Annotated in this window: 11 protein-coding genes; 9 read left to right on the forward strand and 2 right to left on the reverse strand. The window is 72.0% G+C overall.

Translation table 11 applies throughout. The features are described 5' to 3' along the window. Positions 1-26 precede the first annotated feature (26 nt). The 8 genes from AB0H64_RS15885 to AB0H64_RS15920 all read left to right on the forward strand — a co-directional run bounded on the left by AB0H64_RS15885 (position 27) and on the right by AB0H64_RS15920 (position 14,814). Complete coding sequence (locus AB0H64_RS15885; protein WP_357624386.1) at positions 27-917, forward strand: SseB family protein; 891 nt, start codon at positions 27-29, stop codon at positions 915-917. Next, the gene (locus AB0H64_RS15890) at positions 914-1,318 is read left to right on the forward strand and encodes a hypothetical protein (protein ID WP_357624389.1); all 405 of its coding nucleotides are present in this window, start codon (positions 914-916) and stop codon (positions 1,316-1,318) included. Before AB0H64_RS15885 ends, AB0H64_RS15890 begins: the two co-directional genes overlap by 4 nt. 100 nt (positions 1,319-1,418) lie before the next feature. Then, the gene (locus AB0H64_RS15895; protein WP_357624392.1) at positions 1,419-1,823 is read left to right on the forward strand and encodes a YbaB/EbfC family nucleoid-associated protein; all 405 of its coding nucleotides are present in this window, start codon (positions 1,419-1,421) and stop codon (positions 1,821-1,823) included. Between the two features lie 14 nt (positions 1,824-1,837). Then, positions 1,838-2,164 carry a hypothetical protein gene (locus AB0H64_RS15900; protein ID WP_357624394.1) on the forward strand — a complete coding sequence of 109 codons (327 nt, stop codon included), beginning with the start codon at positions 1,838-1,840 and terminating at the stop codon, positions 2,162-2,164. Positions 2,165-2,174: 10 nt separating this feature from the next. Then, positions 2,175-12,749 (forward strand): hypothetical protein, encoded by a 10,575-nt coding sequence (locus tag AB0H64_RS15905; RefSeq protein WP_357624396.1) that lies wholly within the window; start codon positions 2,175-2,177, stop codon positions 12,747-12,749. 49 nt (positions 12,750-12,798) lie between these two features. Further along, a complete protein-coding gene (locus AB0H64_RS15910) occupies positions 12,799-13,323 on the forward strand; it encodes a hypothetical protein (RefSeq protein ID WP_357624399.1) in 525 nt (174 codons plus the stop codon). After that, positions 13,316-13,870: a hypothetical protein gene (locus AB0H64_RS15915; protein ID WP_357624401.1), complete on the forward strand. Its 555-nt coding sequence runs from the start codon at positions 13,316-13,318 to the stop codon at positions 13,868-13,870. The genes AB0H64_RS15910 and AB0H64_RS15915 overlap by 8 nt, the downstream gene beginning before the upstream one ends. Before the next feature lie 170 nt (positions 13,871-14,040). Then, the gene (locus AB0H64_RS15920) at positions 14,041-14,814 is read left to right on the forward strand and encodes a SigB/SigF/SigG family RNA polymerase sigma factor (RefSeq protein WP_357624403.1); all 774 of its coding nucleotides are present in this window, start codon (positions 14,041-14,043) and stop codon (positions 14,812-14,814) included. Between the two features lie 18 nt (positions 14,815-14,832). Here AB0H64_RS15920 and AB0H64_RS15925 read toward each other — a convergent pair whose 3' ends face one another. Then, positions 14,833-16,470 (reverse strand): ABC-F family ATP-binding cassette domain-containing protein, encoded by a 1,638-nt coding sequence (locus tag AB0H64_RS15925; RefSeq protein ID WP_357624406.1) that lies wholly within the window; start codon positions 16,468-16,470, stop codon positions 14,833-14,835. A gap of 287 nt (positions 16,471-16,757) precedes the next feature. Here AB0H64_RS15925 and AB0H64_RS15930 point away from each other — a divergent pair, with 287 nt between their 5' ends. Further along, a complete protein-coding gene (locus tag AB0H64_RS15930) occupies positions 16,758-17,666 on the forward strand; it encodes an ADP-ribosylglycohydrolase family protein (protein WP_357624407.1) in 909 nt (302 codons plus the stop codon). Positions 17,667-17,801: 135 nt separating this feature from the next. On the opposite strand, the gene AB0H64_RS15935 is transcribed toward AB0H64_RS15930, so the two are convergent. Beyond that, a complete protein-coding gene (locus AB0H64_RS15935; protein WP_357624410.1) occupies positions 17,802-19,112 on the reverse strand; it encodes a cellulose binding domain-containing protein in 1,311 nt (436 codons plus the stop codon). Between the last annotated feature and the right edge of the window lie 245 nt (positions 19,113-19,357).

A 19,357-nucleotide genomic window follows, 5' to 3' on the forward strand; every position in this document is an offset into this window, starting at 1 on the left:
AGCGGCTCCACGGGCAGACTGGGCGGATGACGCCAAGTGATCTCCACCCTGCCACGCCGTTCGAGGAGCGGCTTCTGACGGCCCGCGAGGACGGACAGGAGGCCCTGTGCCTCAGCCTGCTCCGCGACGCCGACCTGGCACTGCCGATCACCGCCGCCGCGGCGGCCGGGACCGAGGCCCCCGCCTGGGCGACGGCCACGGGCCCCGAGCGCACCTGGCTGCTGGCCTACACCTCCGTCGAGGCCATGCGCCTGGCCACCGGGGGTGTGGCCACGCACTGCCGGATCGCCTCGATGCCCGACCTGGCGGCCGGCTGGCCGGACCCGCGATGGGGCCTGGCGATCAACCCCGGCCTGGCGACCGCCTTCCTGCTGGAGTCCGGCACCGTGGCCCGGCTCGCGGTGCCGACGCTGGCGCAGGACCTGCTCCTCGACCCCGAGGCAGGGGTGCCGGTGGTCCAGAAGCTGCTGTCCCCCGGCGACGTCCACGGACTGCTGACCGCAGGCGAGCCCCGCGTGTCCGGCTACTGCCATCACGCGCTGGACGTCTCCCACATCGCCACCCCGGCCGTGCTCGCCGAGGCACTGGGCCAGCCCGGCATGCTGACCTCGGACGGCTCCCTGAACATCCTGCGCTGGCGGCCCGTCGGTCTCGGCCTCTACCGCACCCCCTACGGCGGGACCGACGAGGAGCGCAAGGCGGCGGTGGCCGGCTGGGTGGTCGAGGAGCCGCCGTTCGTGGGGATGGGTCTGGTGCCCAGCGTCGATCACGTCATCCGCGAGTACAAGGTGTACGGCGTGGGCCTGCCGCACGGCTCGGAGATCTGGGAGCTCACCTTCGAGGGGACCGAGCACCGGCGCGCGATGTACCACGGCGACCTGCGCCGATGGCTGCTGGTGGGCAGGCGGGCGGCATGACGTGGCACTTCTACCGGGCCCGCTGGCAGGGGGTGGACTACGTGGCCAGCCCGGAGCCGCACGCCCTGGAGCTGTGGGTACGGCTGCGCAGCCCCGAGCCCGCGGACGGCTTCGAGGAGGTCGAGCCGGGCTGTCACGTGCGTACTGTGCCCGTGACGGAGTGTGACGGCCTGGAGTTCGTGACGACCGTGTGCCGGTGGCGCGGAGAGCGTTTCCACGTGCACGACGAGCGGGACGGGCTGGTGCTGCTCGAATACCTGGGCGGGTCGGTGCTCACCGCGCGGGCGCTGGGGCTGGAGCGGGTCGAGCGGGGTGTCTACCGCCTCTGGGTGCCCCGCGCGGAGGTCATCGACTTTCGCGAAGAGGCCACGCCGCTGGATACCGGAAATGAACACATATGACGCAACACTCTTGTCTCTTGATGTTCATGTGACGGAAACTATGGGGAAATGCGACAGTGTCGTGAGAGATTCACGCGAAGGCATGGGTCTTGGGGGTGTCATGGAGTCGCACGACCAGCCCGACGTGGCGGGGATGAGGGCCTACGCCGACGAGCTGCGCACCATGTTCCAGGAGATCCAGGACGCGGGGGTGGAGCTGCACGCCAAGGCCAGAGCGATCCAGGTCACCGAGACCTCACGTGACGGCCTCGTGTCGGTGACGGTCGGCGCCCGCGGCGAGCTCGTCCGGCTCGACCTCGACCCGCGCATCTACCGGCGGCCCGACGCGCGGCACCTGGCCGACACCATCGCGGAGACCACCCGGCGGGCGGCGACCAGGGCCCAGGAGCGCGTCACCGAGATCTTCGAGCCGGTGATCCCCCCGGAGGAGTTCAAGGCGCACCTCGAGGGTGACCTCGAGACCGCCATGACCCTCTTCGCCGAGCGGATGGGAGGCCGACGCTGAAGCCCTGGGACGGCATGGACGTCGTCAAGCCGGTCGTGGACCGCGGCATCACCGAGTGGTCCACCATGGCCGAGGACTGGGAGCGGGAGGTGCCGCAGCTGGTCGCCGCGATCAGCGAGGCGCTGGCCGCGGCACCGTGGGGCTGCGGGCTCGAGGGCGACCAGTTCAGGATCGCCCACTTCGAAGGCGACGGCCCGAACCAGATGCTCATCCAATGCGGGGACCTGAAGAAGGGGATCACCGACGCCGGTGACAGGCTACGCAAGAACGTCGACAATACCTTCTGCACAAATGCCGCTACGTATCAGGACATAGCAAACGGGCTGGCGCGGGACATCTGAGGCCCGCGACGTGACGCAAAAAGGCGGATCCGACGAAGGCAGCGGCTCCGGCAACTCCAGCGACGCGGAGGCCGGCGGCCGTGCCTTCGTGCGCATCGATCGGGACGTCCGTCCCGCGTGGGAAACCGAGGCGCTCCCCGACTGGGTCGTCCACTGGCTGATCCCGATGCTGTCCGCCGGCCAGAAATGGCCGATGGCCAGCGAGAGCGGCCTGTCGAAGCTGTCGGAGGCGTACGACAACCTGGTCTCCGGGGTCACCGGCAGCACGCCGCGGGCGGGCATGGCCGCGCGCACCATTGTGACCGGCTGGAGCGCGCCGGCCACCGCCAAGTTCGTCTCCAGGGCCAAGGTCCTGTTCGGCGAGCAGGGCGGGATGGCGGGGGTGGCCAGGAACGCGCGGGCCTACTCCGCGCAGTCCCACAACTTCGCGGTCGAGACCCAGTACTCCAAGCTCTCCGTCAACGTGGCGTTCTGGGTCACCGTCATCGCCATCGCCATCGGCCTCATCGCCGCCTTCTTCTCCGCCGGGGTCTCCACCACGTTCTTCGGCCCGTACGCGGCCGCCGCCCGCGCGGCCATGAGCCGCATCATCGTCAGGCTCGCGGCGGCCGGCGCCAGGCGGGCGGGCGCGACGCAGCTGGCCCGGGTGGCCGTGCTCAGCGGCGCCACCGGGCGGGGCCTGCTCGTCAGGCTGCTGAGCACCTCGCTCGGCCACGAGCTCATCGAGGAGATCGGCGAGGAGTTCTTCATCGACTTCGTCGCCCAGTACCAGCAGCTCAAGAAAGGCACCATCGACGAGATCGACTGGAAGAAGTCCGGGGCCGCCGTCATCGGCGCGGGCGGCGGCGCGATCGTGGGCACGAGGGTCGCCGGGCCCGTGTCCCGGGTCACCCGGCACGTGCCGGGGTTCGCGGGCCGGGCGATCAGCACCGGCGCGACCAACGTGATCGCCTCCCCGGTCGGCAGCTACATCGCCAACGGCGTGATCTACAACCAGTGGGAGAACCCGTTCACGGCCGACGCCGTGGTGGGCGGCTTCATGGGCGGCGCCGGGCGCACCGGGTCGATCAGCCCGTTCAACCCGTCGGTCTACACGGCGCTGGCCCATCCTTTGACCACGCTGTCCTCCGCCTACGACGCCGCGACGCGCGCCGACGCCGCCCACGCGGCCGGCGACCCGCCGGGGGGCACGCCGAACGGGAGTCCGGTGGGTGGCGGCCCGGGCGGTGGCCATCCGAGCACCGCCGGGACGGTGCGCGTACCCGACTGGGCGGCGCCCGGCGCCGTGAGGGCCGGCGCCGCGCCGAGCACGCATGCCGCTCCCCACGCCCCCGCGACGGCGAGGACGGCCGGCACCGCTCCGGCCCACGCGGGCCAGGACGGCGGCGCCGGGCGTGTGGCCGCCCCGGACGTGGACGCGTCGGCGTCCAGGCGCGGCTCCGGTTCCCAGGACCGCGACGACCGGGCCCAGCCGGACCGGCCCCGACCGGACCAGGGCCGGCAGGACGGCGCCGCGCCGGAGCCGGCCGACGGAGCGCACCGCCCCGCCGGGCGCGCCGCCGCGGGGTCGCCCGCGCAGGGGCACACCGCCCATCAGCCGACCGACCCGAGCGCGCAGCCGGACAACCAGGCCGCGCAGCCGGACGGCCAGGCCGCACAGCCGGACAACCAGGCCGCGCAGCGCGACCGCGGGCCCGCCCACCACCAGAACGCCTCCCACCAGAACGCCGACCAGACGAACGCAGCCGCCCCGACGGGAGCCGCCGACCACACGGGCACCGCCGACCACACGGGAGCGCCCGACCAGACCGGACATCCCCACCAGACGGCAGCACCCGACCAGACGGCAGCGCCCGACCAGACGGCAGCACCTGACCAGACGGCAGCACCTGACCAGACCGGACATCCCCACCAGACGGGAGCGGCCGACCAGAGCGTTTCGACGGTGACCAGCGACCAGACGACGGCCGCCCACACCACCCAGCAGGCGGGCACGGCGGACCAGGGGTCGCAGAGCACGACCACCTCCGCCGCGCACCCCGCCCCGGTCACCGCCTCCGCCTCCGAACGGGCCCGTACGGCTCTGATCGGCGCGATCGCCACGGACTACCCCGACGCGGTGATCGGCCCGACCGGCGATCTGCTCGTCACCTCCGGCTCCGGCGTGCGCTCGATCTCCTCCGCCGCCATGAGCCGCCTCCGCGCCGACCTTGACACCCGCGCCCAGCAGGGCATCGACGTCGCGGACCTGCAGGCCGAGGCGTCCGCGATGCTGCAGGTCCTCCAGGCCGATGGCGCCCCCGCCCCTGCCCCCTCCCGGGGTGACCCGGCCTCCGCGGCGCCGACGAGCAGGCCGGGCACCGTCACGTCGCGGCCGGTCGCCGGCACCAGGTACGTGACCGACGGCCGTGAAACCGCCGAGGACCTGGACCTGGACGAGGTGCACCACAGGTTCGCCGAGCTGAGCAAGGGCCACTTCCGCCACCAGGACGTGGAGGTGGAGGGCTTCACCTGGTCGGACGGCGGCCGGTTGCTCGCCGTCCACACGAAGTCGAACGGCGTCTCCCGCACCGTCTACTTCCGCCCCGTCATCGGCGACCTGAGTTCGGAGCTGATGGGTCAGACCGAGATCAAAGCGGGCTCCGCCGACGAACCGCACGTGGTCCACTTCGGCCCGCGCGTCGCGGACGACCAGGTCCCCAGGGTCTGGCTGCACGAGATCACCGACACACTCCAGTATGTGCAGGCCGCCGGCGAGGGCAGGCGGCAGGGAGTCCTGCGGCAGGGACGGGGCCGCGCGGAGAAGACACACGACATGTGCGCGGCGGCACAGCTCAACGAACTGGAGTTCCTCGCCGACAAGTGGCGGCGGGCCCCGAACCTGCCCGAGCAGCGCCGCCTCGCCGTGGACTTCGACGGCGTGTCCCGCCAGTTGGAGAAGCGCGGCCACACCCCGCCGCTGCCGCCCTGGGCGCCCACGCAGGCCACCCGGACACAGCAGGCCCCGGCCTTACCCGGCACCAACCTGCACCCCTACCAGGTGGTGGACCTCGTCAACGCGCTGATGACGGCGGAGGACACGCTCCGGCAACAGATCCAGCGCAAACGCGTCACCGCCGAGGAGGCGCGGAAGAAGGCCAACAAGGCCACGCGCGCGGCACGCAAGGCGATGAACCAGCATGACAGCGGTCGTTTCGAGCGGGCGCGCAAGGCCCGGCAGGAGAACCGGACGTTCCGCGCCGCGCAGGAGCGGAACCTCAGGATGGCCGCGGCGTACGAGGCCGCGCTCACGGAGGCGAAGCTGGCGCGGGAGGCGTACGAGCGACTCCTGAATGTCATGAACAAGGCCGGCAACGCCCCGAAGAAGTCCGGCAAGCGCGCCCGGCGGCTGGAGGGCCGGGCCCAGCGGCGTCACCAGAGCTACCTGAAGGCGCTGAAGGCGGCGCTGCCGCAGGAGCTCAGCCTGTCCATGTCCATGCCGACGGGCCGGCTCCCCCACATGACCAGGCTCACCGCCACCGTGAACAAGATGCTGGCGGCCAACGGGGACGGCCCCAGGTTCACGACGATCGAGCTGGAGCAGGCCCTGAGGGCCGACTTCCACAAGCTCGTCTCCCCTGACGGCGTCGTGCTGCGGGTGGGCCGCGGCCGGTCGGCGGCGGAGGTGCGGATCAAGCTCACCCTCTCCGACCTCGTCGAGGTGCTGGACTCGTCCGTCAAGGCGTCCGAGATGATGGTGGGCCTGTTCTACCAGTCGGGCCGCACGGTCACCGCCACCGAGTCCGGCAGTACCGGACAGGGCGCGGGTCTCAGCAGCGCCGCCGTGAAGCCGATGCTGGCCGAGGGAGAGCTGGCCAGGAACGTGCTCGAGATGGTGGACGTCAGCGTCGGGGCAAGCAGGGGGAGAAGTCACGCGGAGACGCGCGGGGCCGGGGCGTACGCCCAGGGCGGCTTCGTCGCCGACGACAGGAGCGAGCCGCTGCTGTTCGACGCCGCAGCGAGCTACAGCGTCCAGGTACGCTTCGCGGGGTCGGAGGGCTGGGGCGAGAGCGTCACGGTCGACTCGGGAGAGCCGGGCGACGCCGCGATGCAGCGAGTGTGGGTCTCGCAGTCCTTCGCCGACCAGCCGCCGCGCAGGCTGGCCCGGATCGACGACGCCAAGCGCGACCCGAAGATGCCCCCGCACGTCCTCACCAGCATGACCCGCACAGAGGACTCCCTCGACATGGTCGCCGCTGCCCTCGGCGGCGAGTACACCAAGGTCGGAGCCGTCCCGCACGACGAGTTGCGCACGTTCATCACCGACGAGGTGCCCCACCAGCTCGGCGAGGCCGTCAACAACGGCTACTCACGCGTCTTCACCGTGAACGGCCGGCCGCACGCGAAGGTGACCGCCGACAGCAGGATCATCCTGGTGGAGTCCGAGCCGATCGGCGGCGCGAGCGCCGAGGAGTGGGAAGAGAAGGTCATCACCGACTTCGTCGCGATGCCCGGCGGCACGTCGGCCGGCAGGTCGCTGGAGGGCAGCGTCTCAGCCGCCCTCAAGCATGGATCGCTGGAGGAGGTCGGCCACCTCGGCCCGTACCACCCCACCATCGGGCCCAATGTCAAAGGCTCCAGGTCAGGGTCGCGGTCCTACTCCGCCACCGCGAACAAGCAGGCGATCCACCCGAGCGTGCACCGCAAGACCAGACCCAAGCAGAGCTACAAGCTCGTGGTGGAGACCACGTACACGGTGGAGGTGTTCGGCAAGCCCCCGGTCGAGCTGCGCCCGGTGCGGAGCGAGGCGGTGGTCAGCATGCGGGAGTCGGCCGCCTACCGCTTCGGGCTCCCCGTCGACAAGGCCGCGCTGGTGTACGACGACAAGGGCCGGCCCGTGCTCGACGCGAAGGGCCGCCAGGTGCTGCGCGGCGACCCGCGCCCGGGCCCGCCGCCGGGCCGCAAGGCCGCGCTGCCGGTCTGGTTCGGTGACGGCCCCGGGCAGATGCGCGGCGCGGGCCCGGCCGTCGTCGAAGAGATCGAGGGTCTGAGCGCGTTCCGGCAGAAGGTGCTGGCCGGGCTCGCGGAGAGCGGCCTCATCCCGAAGACGGTCGACGGTGTGACGCAGTACGCGTCCAACGACCTCGAACGCGCCAGCCAGATCCTCAACGCCCAGGAGGTCGAGGAGCAGCTGAGGGAGGACCGGCTCCTCGCCGCCTACGACTCCCTCGCCCAGGACGGCATCCTGATCGACCTGTCGTTGCACGGCCTGAACGGCGCCCCGGAGAACTACCAGCTCCGGCTGTCGCTGAAGCAGGACTTCAACGACGTGGGCCCCATGTCCCACAGCGACGCGGATACGGTGGTCAACCTCGACATCGGCTCCGACACCTCGGCGCGGGCCATGAGCAGATCCAGGACGTACGCCGGCAACGCGTCCGTCAGCGAGAGCGACGGGCCCGACCAGGGTCACGACGGCCTGTCGCACGAGGCCGCCGTCAACGCGGGCGGCGGCCGCACCCAGACGGCCGGCTCCAGCGACGGCAGCACGGCGAACGTGGTGACGCTGCAGGAGAGCAGCGGCCCGGTCGCGATCACCTCCCTCGGCCATGTCCTCACCGGCGAGCTCCTGCACAACGGCGACACGCGAACGCTGGCCTCCGAGTCCGGCAGGGCGACGCTGATCATCGCCGGTGACCTCCTCCCCGCCGTGGACGACACCCCACCGGCGCCTCTCGGCAAGCTCTCCCAGAAGGTGCAGAGCAAGCTGAACCTCCTGCACATGGACGTGCCAGGCCGTCAGGAGGCCGCCGGGAAGGTACTGAAGAGGGGCGTAAGGCCCGGCTCGGGAGCCTTCGCCACGATCGCCGCGATGCTGAACGTGCGCAACCTCGTCTCCCACTTCAAGCTGTTCACCCGGGCGCTGACCGTCGGCCTCACCCCGAGGGTCGACGGCGTTCCGATCCAGTCCTCGTTGTCGGTGAAGGGCGAGCTCGGCGCGGCGGAAGTGATCGGCATCGTCGACCACGTGAGCGGCGACATCCTGTTCGGGCTCGGCAGCGCGGGCGTGTCCTGGGGCGGGTCGTCGAACGTGTCCGTCGGCAGCTCGGTGCAGGGCTCAGACCTCGACGACGGCGGGCAGACGAACGACGGAGCCAAGCTCTCGCTGCCCTCACGAACGGGGGGCACCTCCGACTCCACCTCGATCCTCGACATCTGGGGCAACGAAGAGCTCACGATCAAGTACGGCCGCCACTACATCATCCGCGCAGCCACGAACCTCACCTTCACCGGCTCGCAGAGCACGGCGGACGCTCAGCCGGCCGTGAGCACGGCGTCTGCCGGCCGCACCCGGACGGCGACGGCGGAGGGCACCGCGCTGTTCTCGCTGGCCGAGGAAGAGGCGCTGCTCATGTACGCCGAAGGCGAGCTGGCGCTGCCGCCGGCTCTCGTGAGCGACGCCGTCGAACGCTTCATCAACCGCAACCTGAACCTCCACCCCAGCCTCGCCGTACCCCTGGTCCAGCGCTACATCGCGGACGTGGCCAAGGAGCGCGCGGCCGGCGCGGACGTCGGCTACGCGGCACGGCACACCCCGAAGGCCCTGCTCGGCAGGGTCAGGGAGGCGATGGGGGTCACGCCCGACCCGGCCGCGACGGATGCGAACGGCCGGCCGGTGCCCGGGCGGTCCCCCGGCGACACAGCGAAGGACCTCGACCGCACCCTCAGCCAGGCGACGGACCTGATCGAACGCTCCAGGGAGGTCGTGCCGGCCCCGTCGTTCGACGACTCGGTGGGCCTGAGCACGGTGGACTCGCTCACCCTGACCGACGAGCACGGCAACAGCGTGCCGATGCTGAACGCGGTGACCGGCGCGGTGACCGCCGCGGTCCCCGGGGCCCTGGCCAACAGCCCCACGCTGGACGAGATGCTGGCCGTCGACTTCTCCGACGACGCGGCCCGGATCCGCGTCGTCGACATGTGGTCGCGCCGCGGCTTCGAGAAGAGCTACCACGTCCAGACCGGCCCCAACCCCGCGCATGCCGAGGAGGTCACGGTCAGGGCACGGCTGGTGCCGGCCAACCCCCGGCATCCCCGCCTGGCGAGGTTCCTCGCGCACCTGACGCAGCTCGGGATCATCATCCAGCGCTACCGTTACGGCGACCGCTCGCACTCCGAGTCGTACAACGGCTCCTACGCGGGCGGCCTGGACTACGGCGCCGGCGAGCAGGGCGGCGGCTTCGGCGCGGGCGTGTCCTCGGACCGGGGCCGCTCGTACACCGGCTCGATCAACCGGCAGACCACGCGGCTGCAGCGGATCGGCCTGTTCAACGAGGTCGACCTGGTCGAGAACGACATGCTGCTCGTCATCGAGGTCGAGCGCAGGTCGCTGCGCAAGGGCAAGGTGTCCGGCCCGTTGACCAGGCTGGCGGACAGAGTGCGGCGCCTGGTGCGGACCGCGCCGCCGGTCGTCTACGCCGCCGCCCTGGTGCGGCGCATCCCGACCGGCATGATCCGGCCCGCGTCCGACGACACCGGACCGCTGGTGACCGTGCCCGACCCGCGGCCGGTCGTGCTGGACCCGGGCCACTTCCCGGCGGCGATACGGGACGATCCGGACGGGCCCAGCCTGTACGAGGTCATCACCTCGCAGCTCACCAAGATGCTGGGCCGCACGACCGTCGCGGAGATCCGCTCCGAGCTGGTCACGCGGCTGCTTCCGTCGGCGATGTTGACCGCGTTCGAGCGGATGGCCACGCCCGAGGGCGAGGTGGTCGTGCGGGCGGCCAGGCCGAAGTTCAGGAACCAGGGCACCGAGGTGAACGTCACGGCCCGCACGTCGGACCTCACCATCGTCGCCGGGCCGTTCGACGCGGAGAAGGGAGAGGTCGACCGGGCGGCCAACGCCCAGAACGCCAGCATGTCCCGCAGCCGCGTGCTCCCCGGCGGCGCGAGCGTCAACGCGTCGGAGAAGCAAACGGGGCTCAGCGGCGGCGCCAATGCCCGTCGGCAGAGCTCCGAGAGTGTGAGCGACCACCACGGGGCGCGCCGAGAGCGCAGCATGTTCCAGAAGGACAAGGCGTATCTCGTCCGCCTCAGGGTCGACTACGACGTGGCGTTCCAGAACGTGGCCCGGCTGAGGGACGGCCACGAGCATCCCGTCGGCGAGCCCGTCCGCATCGTGGGCGCCGCCAACGGCGAGATCGACGTGGTGCTCTTCGGGGCCGAGATCGCGCAGATTCAGGCGCGGATGGAGGAGAACGCGCAGCTCGCGCCCCCGGCCACCGCGGAGAAGAGGGAGGCGACGTTCAGGTTCGTCCCCGAGCCCGGTCGCGCCGGTTTGATCAATGCCCTGCGGGACGCGCGGCTGGCCGCCCGCGAACGCGGTGAGGTGGCCCTCGTGGCGGTCAGGGACGCGGACGGCGTCCACCGTTATCACGCGTACCCCGACGGGAGGCTGCACAGCCTGACCCCGGACGGCCATTTCGCCGAGGCGTTCGCCACGCTGTCCCCGCTGTTGCTGGACGCCGCCGCCGGCATCAACCTCGACCTGCGCGACGTCTTCCTGAACTCCGAGAGGCCCGGCACCTTCAGCCAGCAGGTCTGGTCCGCGCTGTCGGCACGCGGCATCCTGGCGGTGGACACCGAGAAGGTGCCGTGGCCCTTCGAGCGGACGTTCCCGAACGAGCCGGTGGGCGGAAGCGTCTCCCAGGGCGTGTCGCCCCCCAGCGTGACCTCGCCCGAGATCGAGAACACCATCTACTCCAGGGACGCCCGTCCGGCCGGGGAACCCGACCTGACCGTGGCCGAGATGCGCGCCAAGGTCGTCACCGCGGACGATCTGGGCGGGGCCGCCGCGCACGTCTCCTGGACCGGGGACGACACGATGGCCGTCCAGTTCCCCGGCGCGCCCGACCAGCACGTCCGCGTGCTGGTCGGGGACCCGGGCGAGGGACTGAACGCCGCCACCGAGCTGCGCGCGGGCACGCCGGACGACCCGCACGTGATGCGGGTCTGGCCGCGCGTGCACCCGGATGTCGTGTCGTCGACCCTGGTGCACGAGCTTTCGCACGTCGCGCAGGCGGCGAACGCCGCCGCGTGGGGCGCGCCGCAGGGCGTCGCGCGGCCGTCGCTCGCCCAGCAGCAGGCCGAGGGCAGCGACCTCTGCCTGATCCCGCGCCTCAACGAGCACGCCCGCCTGTCGGACGATTGGCGCGCCGCCACCGACTCCGCCACCCGGTCGCGCCTGGCGGACGCGATCGACACCATCGCCGCCGACGTCGAGCGGCGCGGCCACACCCCGCCCCCGCCGCCGTGGGGGACGGGCCCACGCGCGCCGGTCACCGAGCCGGCCGACACGGGGCCGCAGAGCCGGATCGCGCGGCTGCTCAACGGCGGGAGCGCCACGGGCCTGGACACCTCGCCCGCCGGCCTGTCCAAGGTGGCCCGGATCGCCGGCGTCGCCGGTGTGGATCCCGTGCCCGGCCAGGTGAAGCAGTTCATCGTGACCACGGCCGACGGCCGGTTCACGCTGGAGCTGGCCGAGGCCGCGCGGGACGCCACCGAGGTGACCGTCGAGGCGAGCACGCCGGACCGGCTGACGCTCCGGGTGCCCGCTGACGGCGGAGCCCGGGTGACGACCGCGGTGGCCGAGCAGGTGGCGGCGCAGGCCGCGGCCCTCGCCGGGCGGCCGGCCGGGCGGCTGCTCGGGCCGGGACCCGTGGTGTCCCCCACGGCGCTCGGCGTGGCCGACGCCGCGACTCTCGCCAGGCTCCGCGGCCTGGTCCGCGCGATCTCCGAGGCCGGCCCGCTCGGCGCCGCCGCCGAACGGTCCGCGCTGCGCGCCGAGATCCGCCGGGCGGGCCTCGCCCCCGACCAGGCCGGGGCCACGCCCAGACTGCTGGCGCTCGCCCGGGCGGGCGAGCTGCTGCCGGCCGACGTCGCCGCCGTCCGGGGCGGGGAGACCCTGCCCGCGAGCGCCGCGGCCGCGTCGATCGCGCGCACCGCGGCGCTCATGGGGGGACGGGCCCAGGTGTACGGGCCGGGCCTGATGGACATCGTGCTGCCCGGCCGCCCGCCCATCCCCGTCGAGATCCGGCCGGACCGGCACGGGACCCCGGAGCCGGGCATGCTGACGTACCAGGTGGACGAACGCCGCACGATCGGCGCGAACGAGCGGGCCGCCGCCGCGGCCGTCGCCGCCGCCGTCGCTCACCGGCTCGGCGGGTCTCCCGCCGACCACGCCGACCTGGCCGAGCTGTACGAGGCCGTGCGGCAGGTCCGGGCGGCCACCACGGCCCAGCGGTTCGGCCGGCTCGGCGTGCTGTTCGACCTGCTCGGCGACACCCGGCCGGAGGTGTGGCGGCTCGTCCCGCGGCCGGTGGCCGACCAGCTCGCCGCCCTCGCCGCCGGTGTGCGCCCCGAGGACGTGCCCGCGCACCTGGACCGCCTGCGCCAGCTCGCCAACGCGACCGGCTGGTGGTCCGGGGAGTGCTCGTGCCCTGCGGGCGAGCCGTGCCGCTGCGGCCGCCGCCCCCGGACGGTGCCGGAGCCGGAGCGCGAGCGGGAGCGGGCGCCGTCCGGGAAGCGCGTGTTCGCGGTGTGAGGGGGACGGCGGCGTTCCGGCATGATGGGCTGTCGAGGAGAGGACGGTTATGGCATTCGCGGTGGCGCGGACGAGGGACGAGGCACATCTCTGGCTCGACCTGCACCCGTGTTCGTGCGGGTCGGCGGAGACGACCTGGCGCAACGGGCTGGTCAGCGTCGAGGGTGAGCTGGTCAACCGCTACGCGGGCGCGTGCGAGGAGTGCGGGACCCCGCGGGAATACCTGTTCGGGCTGCCCGAGCGGCCGGTGATGCCCACGGGTTATCCGACGTTCGGAGGGCCGGAGCCGTCGGAGCTGCTCGACGCGGGCGAGTGGCTGTGGGTGGCCGACCTGAGCGCGGGCAACGTGCCCGTGGACGACCGGGCCGAGGCACACCGGGCGTTGCGGGTCGCGACCGCGGCCGTCGAGGAGGTCGTCAAGTTCGTGCCGCCCGGCGCGGACGCGGTGCCCGACGACGGGTTCTGGTCCGAGCGCGGGCAGGAGATGCGGGCGGCCGAGCGCGGCCGGTTCCAGGTCGACCGGCTGCTGATCGTCCGTGACACCTACCAGGACCTGGCGGCCGAGTATGCCTGAGCGCGAGCTGGCCCGTTCGCTGGTGGAGGCGTACGTCTATCTCGACCTGGTCGCCCACGACGGTGAGGCGGGCGCGTCGAGGCGGTCGTCGCTCGCCCACGAGGACGACGGGCTGGTGGTGAGCCTCGGCGGCCTGGAGATCCTCGTCCCCTACGAGGCCGAGTCCGCGGCGCGGGAGCTGGAGCTGATCTTCGGTACCGGGCTCTCCGAGCTGATCGACCCCGGGCAGTGGGTCCTCATCGCCACGACGTACGCGAACAGGGCCCTGGAGGGCGCGCTTCTCCACGCCGCCGATCCGTCCGACGACCGGCGCTACGACGGCGTCGTGGCCGACTGGACCTTCGCCGCGGACGCCGTGGCGGAGGCGCTGAAGTTCTTCCCGCCGGGCGCGGCCGAGCTGCCTCCCGACGCGTTCTGGACCGAGCTGGGCAGGTCGGTACGCGAGTCCCAGCCCGAGCGGGTGACCCGGCACAAGCTGGAGAGCGACCTCGCCCTCTACCGCCGCAGCCTGGACGACTTCCTCCGTCTGCACTCCGAGCCGGACTGACCAGATCTTCGTTACGCTTCCGTGACCGAAAAATGGGTGACAGAAGTCCGCAGAGCGGGCATGGTAGATCACGAAGTCCAGCAGAGGGCTTTGACTACGCGATCCAAGGCGTGCCTCTGCATGGGCTTTTTTCCATGGACGAGGCCGCCCCGCCCATTCTGGGAGCAGCAGTGTCCGTCCTCACCGTCGCATTCGAGCAGCTCACCGCCGAGGAACTCCTGGCCGGCCTGGCCGACCCGAACACTTCCGATCTGCACGCCGCGCGCATTCGCGAGCGCCTGGTGGAGATGCATGAGGGCCTGGTGACCGAGGTCACCCGTCGTTACCGCTACCGCGGCGAGCCCATGGACGACTTGCGCCAGGCCGCCTACGTCGGCCTGATGAAGGCCATCAACGGCTACGACCCCACGCTCGGTCACGAGTTCAGGGGATACGCCATGATCACCGTGCTGGGCGAGGTCAAGCGGCACTTCCGTGACCGCACGTGGGCCATCCGGGTGCCGCGCGTCTACCAGGAACGCCGCATCGAGCTCAACAAGGCCACGGCCGAGCTGACCCAGGTCCTCGGTCACTCGCCGACCGTGTCCGAGCTGGCCGCCAAGCTGAGGATCTCCGAAGAGGACGTCCTGCTGGCCATGGAAGCCTCCACCGCCTACTCGGCGCTGTCGCTGGACGCCCCGGTCGGCGGCGCCGACGACGACGCCGCCGAGCTGAGCGACTTCCTGCCCGCGCAGGACGACTCCCTCGACACCCTGCTCGACCGGCACTCGATCAAGCCGCTCATCGACGCCCTGCCGGCCCGGGAGAAGAACATCCTGCTGATGCGCTTCTACGGCAACATGACCCAGTCGGAGATCGCCAAGGAGTTCGGCATCTCGCAGATGCACGTCTCGCGCATCCTCCGCGCTGTGCTCACCAAGCTCCGCACCGCCCTGACCGACTGACCGCCCGGGGCGGCTGTGTCACGTGCCGGTGAGCCCTCCGGTCTCCAGCAGCCGCCCCTCGGACAGCTCCAGCCAGCGGTCCACCCCGATCTCCGCGAGGAACCGCTCGTCGTGGCTGACCACCACGAACGCCCCCTCGTACGCGCCGAGCGCGCTCTCCAACTGGCCCACGCTGAGCAGGTCGAGGTTGTTGGTGGGCTCGTCGAGCAGGAGGAGCTGAGGCGCCGGCTCCGCGAACAGCACGCAGGCCAGCGTGGCGCGCAGCCGTTCGCCGCCCGACAGCACCCCGACCGGCAGGTGCGCGCGGACGCCCCGGAACAGGAAGCGGGCCAGCAGGTTCATCCGCTCCGCCTCCGGCATGTCCGGGGCGGACGCGGCCAGGTTCTCCGCCACGGTGCGCCCGACGTCGAGCAGGTCGAGCCGCTGCGACAGATGGGCCACCCGGCCGTCGGCGCGCCTGGTCGTGCCGCCGTCGGGCTCCAGCTCGCCGCTGATCAGGCGCAGCAGGGTGGACTTGCCGGCGCCGTTGGGGCCGGTCAGGGCGATGCGCTCGGGTCCGCGGATCATCAGGTCGACGCCGGGCTCGGCGAACAGGCCGCGTGCCCGCAGGTGCTCGCCGAGGAAGACGGTACGGCCGGCGGGGACGTTGGTGCCGGGCAGCCGCAGCACGATCTTCTGGTCGTCGCGCAGGTCGCGCTCCGCCTGGTCGAGACGGGCCCGGGCGTCGCCGACCCGCGCGGCGTGCGTCTGGCCCGCCCGCCCGGCCGACTCCTGGGCGCCCCTTTTCATGTTCCCGGCGAAGATGCGCGGCAGGCCGGCGCTCTTGAGGTTGCGGGCCGCGTTGCTCGCCCGCCGCTCGGCCCGCTCGCGGGCCTGCTGCATCTCCCGCTTCTCGCGCTTGAGCTCCTGCTCGGCGGTGCGCACGCTCCGCTCGGCGGCCTCCTGCTCGGTGCGTACGGCCTCCTCGTACGCCGTGAAGTCGCCGCCGTAGAAGCGGACCTCGCCCCGGTCGAGCTCGGCGATGCGGTCCATGCGGTCGAGCAGCGCCCGGTCGTGGCTGACCACGAGCAGGCAGCCGTTCCAGTCGCCGAGCACGTCATACAGCCTGCGTCGGGCGCCGATGTCGAGGTTGTTCGTGGGCTCGTCGAGCAGCAGGACGTCGGGCCGCCTGAGGAGCTGCGCGGCCAGGCCCAGCGACACGACCTGCCCGCCGCTCAGCGTGCGCAGCGTGCGCGCGAACTCCAGGTGGCCGAGCCCGAGCCGGTCGAGCTGGGCCCGGGTGCGCTCCTCGATGTCCCAGTCGTTGCCGATCGTGGTGAAGTGCTCCTCGCTCGCGTCGCCTGACTCGATGGCGTCCAGCGCGGCGATCACCGGGGCGATCCCGAGGACTTCCGCCACGGTCAGGTCGCCGGCCTGGTCGCCCGTCAGCGGCAGGCTCTGGGGCAGGTAGCCGAGCACGCCGTCAACGGAAACGCTGCCGCCGCCCGGCCGGTACTCGCCGGCGATCAGCTTGAGCAGCGTGCTCTTGCCCGCGCCGTTCGGGGCGACGAGGCCCGTCCGGCCGGCGCCCACGGTGAAGGAGAGGCCGCTGAAGACGGGCGTGTCGTCAGGCCAGGAGAAGGACAGGTTGGAGCAGATGATGAACGCGTCGGACATGCGGGAGACCTCGTGCATAACGTGGTCCGGGCGTGCCGGAGCAGCCCGGCGAAGGGACAGGGGCAACGACGATCAAGGCCACGCCGGCGGCGGGCATACGCGCCTGCCGGGGCCGATCAACCTCCGGTATCACCCGGAGATGTCGTCGTCACCTGCCATGTCTGCTCTCCTCGACTCCGATCCCAACCGTTCCACACCCTAGCAGCCGCCCACGGCCCGACGGCAAGGCAGTTTTCGCTCCCGTACGGTCTCCACCGCCTCACCTGACGTGCCGCACAATGAAGGCGATGTCACCTCTTCCCCTCGTGCGCGCCACGGCCTCCCTCCATGGCCTGGCCCTCGGCGACGCCTTCGGCTCCCAGTTCTTCGTCCCCGCCAATCGCCACGCCCTTTCCGCCCGCCTCCTTCCACCCGGCCCATGGCAGTGGACGGACGACACCGAGATGGCCTGCTCCGTCTTCCGCGTCCTGGACGAGCACGGCGCCATCGACCAGGACGAACTCGCCGCGAGCTTCGCCGCCCGCCATGACTTCGACCGCGGGTACGGCTCGGCCACCAACCGGATGCTCCGGCTGGTCCGTGAAGGAGGCGACTGGCGGAGGCTCTCGGCCGAGCTGTTCGACGGCAAGGGCTCCTGGGGCAACGGGGCCGCGATGCGCGTGGCACCGCTCGGCGCCTGGTTCGCCGGCGACCTGGCGCACGTCGCCCGGCAGGCGGCCCTGTCGGCGCAGGTCACCCACACTCATCCCGAAGCGGTGGCCGGCGCCGTAGCCGTCGCCGTGGCCACAGCCGTGACCGTCCAGGAGCCCGACCTCCCCGCCGGGCGTTTCCTCGATCGGATCAGGGAGCACGTACCCGCGAGCATGGTCCACGACGGCATCGGCGAGGCCCGGCGACTCCTCACCATCAGCGACCCCGCACTCGCCGCCCGGATGCTCGGGAACGGGCGGCAGGTCTCCGCGCACGACACGGTCCCGTTCACCCTCTGGGTGGCGGCCCGCGAACGCCATGACTTCACAGCCGCCATGTGGACCACCGCGACGGCCGGCGGGGACGTCGACACCACGTGCGCCATCGTCGGGGGCATCGTCGCGGCCGCCTCGAACGCCCACCTGCCGCCGGAATGGAGAGCGAGATGCGAACCACTACCGGACTGGGCAGGCTCACCACCGCTCGGCTCGGGGGCACACGACTGAGTCATTGTCCATGCCGGAGATCGCCGCGATCCTGTCGGAGACCACCGGCCGCTCGATCACGTACCCCCCGGAGACCGTGGAAGAGGCCTATCGGTCACGCGCCGCCTGACCGCGCGCTGAGCGCCGACATGCGGCCTAGGAGCAGGTGATGCCGGTCGGGCCGGGCGTGGACGGGCCGTCGGCCTGGAGGCCGAAGGTGGCCGACGCGCCCGGTGCGAGGCTCGCGGCCCAGCTCGGCGCCTTGATCGTCCAGGTGGTCCCTGACGCCGTGATGGTGGAGCTCCAGGCGTTGGTCAGGGTCACGCCGGACGGCATGGTCCACGTGACCGTCCAGTTGTTCCAGGCCGTGGTTCCTGTGTTCCGCACAGTGGCGTTGGCCGTGAAGCCGCCCTGCCAGACGTTGGCGACCTGGTAGTCCACGCCGCAGGAGCCGCCGGTGCCGCCTGTGGGCGTGGTCGTGGGGGTGGGGGTGGGGATGGGCGTGGTCGTGGGGGTCGGGCCGTCCGAGGTGGTGTAGCCGACCTTGGTGTACGGCGTGCCGCACTGCGGGTCGCAGGCCGACGGAAGCGTGAAGCTGTACACGCGTCCGCCGTTGATCAGCGTGTCCGTGACGTCTCGCACCCGGATCTGGAACCGGCTCGCCCCCGACGTGGTCCCGCCGATGACGTACGACTGGCCCATGTCGCCGTTCATCTGGGCCGTCCGCCACGCCCCGTCGGCGAAGTACTCGACGCCGTGAATGCCGTTGGCCAGGTGCGAGACGGAGATGGCGGGCCACCACACCTGGGCGGACTGCAGGAACCCGATGCCGATGTCGCCGCTGTAGTTCGGCGCGGGGACGAACGACCAGGTGATGTGCCGGTTGTTCCAATGGCCGGGATACATGTCCCCGACCGCGGCGCCGTTCTTCACGAACCGGTTGAGCGAGTCCTTGGACAGGTCCAGGTGGTAGGGATCGTCGCGGCACCAGGCGTTGGAGTCGCCGCAACTGTCGGCGACCAGCATGGTCAGCTTCGCCCCTTTGTAGGCGTCGGAGACCCAGGAGCCGTTGCGGCAGAACGGCTGGTTCTGCGCGCCGTCGTTGGTGCCCGTGCAGAGATCGCCGATCTCCGCCTGCACGTAGCGGCCGATGTTCAGGCCGTTGTTCCACGACCCGGCCTTGCTGAGGTTCGCCCCCGTCAACGGCCGGGGGTAGAAGCCGTAGTCGCCGGGTGTGTTGTAGACGTTGAGCGCCACGAAGTCCTGTGAGTCGAGATTCGCCTGCGGCACCCCGCAACCGCCGTACGGCGCCCCGAGTCCGTCGAAGTAGGTGGCGTTACCCGTCACGGGGCCGGGCGGGTCGCTGACCGCGCCGGCGGATTGTCGCGTCAACGGCATCAAGCCGCCCAGCGCGACCAGGAAACCGGGAAGCAGGAGGGCAAGCAGCCGTCGACAGGCGTGACTCATCGGACTCCCAACTCAGCAGGGCTCAGAACGAAACTCCCCGCGGAGCACCGGCCGGTCAAGCAGAGCAACGGGTGAGCTGGGCGAACACGTCGAGAACGCTGAAACTTTCAACGGCCTACCGGGCGCCGACGCCTCTCAGCAGCGTGTCGACCACCACGTCGGCGGCGGTGCTCGTGGATGGTCTCGTCGCGGAGCATGCGGCTCGTCTCCACCGGCCATCTGCGGTTGACCGCGATGATCCCCTC

It is taken from the genome of Nonomuraea sp. NPDC050733, from assembly GCF_040654215.1.
Taxonomy (GTDB): Bacteria; Actinomycetota; Actinomycetes; order Streptosporangiales; family Streptosporangiaceae; genus Nonomuraea.